Below are 1812 nucleotides of genomic sequence, written 5' to 3' on the forward strand. Positions count from 1 at the left end.
TGGAGGAAAGGTTAACAATATCGCGGCGGTGAACAGCCATGTCAAAACCTCGGGTTATAGTTAATCCGCCGGCATCGGGGGGGGCTGGGTTGAAGGAACGGTTGACAATACCACGGCGGTGAACAGCAATGTCATAACCACTGAAGATTTTGCACATGCCGGCATCGGGGGGGGGGTTGATGGAAAGGTTGCCAACACCACGGCGGTGAACAGCAATGTCAAAACCACGGGTATATTTGTAGGCACCGGCATCGGGGCGGGGTTTCTTGCCGGGAGGGGTGTTGGACTTCGAGGAACGGTTGCCAACACCATTGCGGTGAACAGCAATGTCACAGGTCGTCTCGCCGGCATCGGGTGGGGGCTGCAATTCTATGGAACAACGGTTGCCAACACCACGGCGGTGAACAGCTTTGTCAATGACAATGAAAAGAATTTTGGATCTATCTCCAATGATCAACTTTGCCAAAATGCAGACCCACGTGTGTTAAAAGCCAATTGCTCTCCGAGAGCTGAATTTCGGGATGCGTTGGATTTATCGGTTTGTCCGGTAAAAGCCGCTAAAGAGTCAACACCCACTACAGCATCAACAACCGCTACAGCGTCAACACCCACTACAGCATCAGCAGCCGCTAGAGAGTCAACACCCACTACAGCATCAACACCTACTACAGCATCAACAGCCGCTACGGTGGGAGGAGTTACCACAGGTTCCCTTCTGGCGGGCGGATTGGGATTGGGGATTTTCGTCTATACAAGCATTCAATGGATTACCGGTTTCCAGGAGGGATTGCGTGGTCAGGCGCTGGCGATGAAACCACTGACTCGTGGTAAAGAACTGGCAAGCGCTGCGGTCAACTCGGTATCACAGGGTATTCAGGGAATCAGAGAACGAATGAACAGGCAGAGTGTTTCTACGCAGGAACCAGCCCATGAAATGAGCCAGGTACAAGACTGACAGAGTGACGAAAAACCAGCGCCGGGTCTTGAAACTTGAATGCGGGAGGTTATTCTGAACTTGTTGCGGGTCAGGCGTCAGAAGATAAAAGCGAGGTGTTAAACGCTGATCTGGCTGGTCATTGTTCAGTGGATTGCCTGCAACATCCCTATTATGACGCTGAAGTCGGCCTGCCCGCTGAATCAGCAAATACAGCAGCCTTGTTCGACAGACCTGATAATTAAGTCAATGGCTTGAACAGGATCATAAAAGATATTGTCGCTGTATTTTTACCTCCTGAATTCGTATCATCATTCAATCTTTTTTCTCAGATCGTCACTATGCTGGATGTACGCCCCCGTGAGCTGGCGCTTCCCATCGACGAAGCCACGGTTGCCATTAAAACCCCCCCTCACTCCATAGAAGCGGAGCAGTCCGTGCTCGGCGGGCTGATGCTGGATAACCAGGCCCTGGACCGGGTGGTGGATAAGCTGACGTCGGATGACTTCTACAATCTGGGGCACCGGCGTATCTATGCATCCATCAGTACACTGAGCAATGAGAGCAAGCCTTTCGATCCTCTGACGGTTGCCGAGATCCTGGAAAACCGGGGTGAGCTGGATGAAGTGGGCGGGCTGGTTTATCTGGCGGAGCTGGCGGGCAGTGTGCCCAGTGTGGCGAATATTCGCAAAATCGGGGTCAGGTCTTTCTTTGTGCATAATCATTGTCGTTTATAAATAAAATGTTCTACTTACTTCACCCCAGCTGATTAATGCTTTACGAATCTACCCCAAATAAATCATGTGTATAAACCTTACCTTCGACGTATGTGCTCAAAAAGTACTGGTAAATATAAAGGACTATCGTAGAAAACCATT

At 50.6% G+C, this 1812-nt stretch carries 5 protein-coding genes; 3 read left to right on the plus strand and 2 right to left on the minus strand.

What is annotated here, in order from left to right:
* Positions 1-466 (minus strand): hypothetical protein (locus KDK14_RS18790; RefSeq protein WP_257266739.1); only part of this gene is annotated, 466 nt, incomplete at its 3' end.
* Positions 454-705, minus strand: a complete 252-nt coding sequence (locus tag KDK14_RS18795) for a hypothetical protein (RefSeq protein ID WP_257266740.1) — start codon at positions 703-705, stop codon at positions 454-456. The genes KDK14_RS18795 and KDK14_RS18790, both read right to left, overlap by 13 nt.
* Positions 706-808: 103 nt before the next feature.
* On the opposite strand from KDK14_RS18795, the gene KDK14_RS18800 reads away from it, so the two are divergent.
* Genes KDK14_RS18800 through KDK14_RS18810 form a run of 3 tightly spaced genes read left to right on the plus strand, consistent with a single transcriptional unit; the run spans position 809 to position 1671 of the window.
* Positions 809-955 carry a hypothetical protein gene (locus KDK14_RS18800; protein WP_257266741.1) on the plus strand — a complete coding sequence of 49 codons (147 nt, stop codon included), beginning with the start codon at positions 809-811 and terminating at the stop codon, positions 953-955.
* Positions 956-990: 35 nt separating this feature from the next.
* Positions 991-1179 carry a hypothetical protein gene (locus tag KDK14_RS18805; protein ID WP_257266742.1) on the plus strand — a complete coding sequence of 63 codons (189 nt, stop codon included), beginning with the start codon at positions 991-993 and terminating at the stop codon, positions 1177-1179.
* Between the two features lie 9 nt (positions 1180-1188).
* Positions 1189-1671: a DnaB-like helicase N-terminal domain-containing protein gene (locus tag KDK14_RS18810; protein ID WP_257266743.1), complete on the plus strand. Its 483-nt coding sequence runs from the start codon at positions 1189-1191 to the stop codon at positions 1669-1671.
* Positions 1672-1812: the final 141 nt, after the last annotated feature.

It is taken from the genome of Endozoicomonas sp. ONNA2, assembly GCF_024606365.1.
Taxonomy (GTDB): Bacteria; Pseudomonadota; Gammaproteobacteria; order Pseudomonadales; family Endozoicomonadaceae; genus Endozoicomonas.

Excerpts from the sequence above, each read along its gene's own strand:
- KDK14_RS18800 (WP_257266741.1), top strand. The coding sequence starts at position 809 with ATGAAACCACTGACTCGTGGTAAAGAACTGGCAAGCGCTGCGGTCAAC.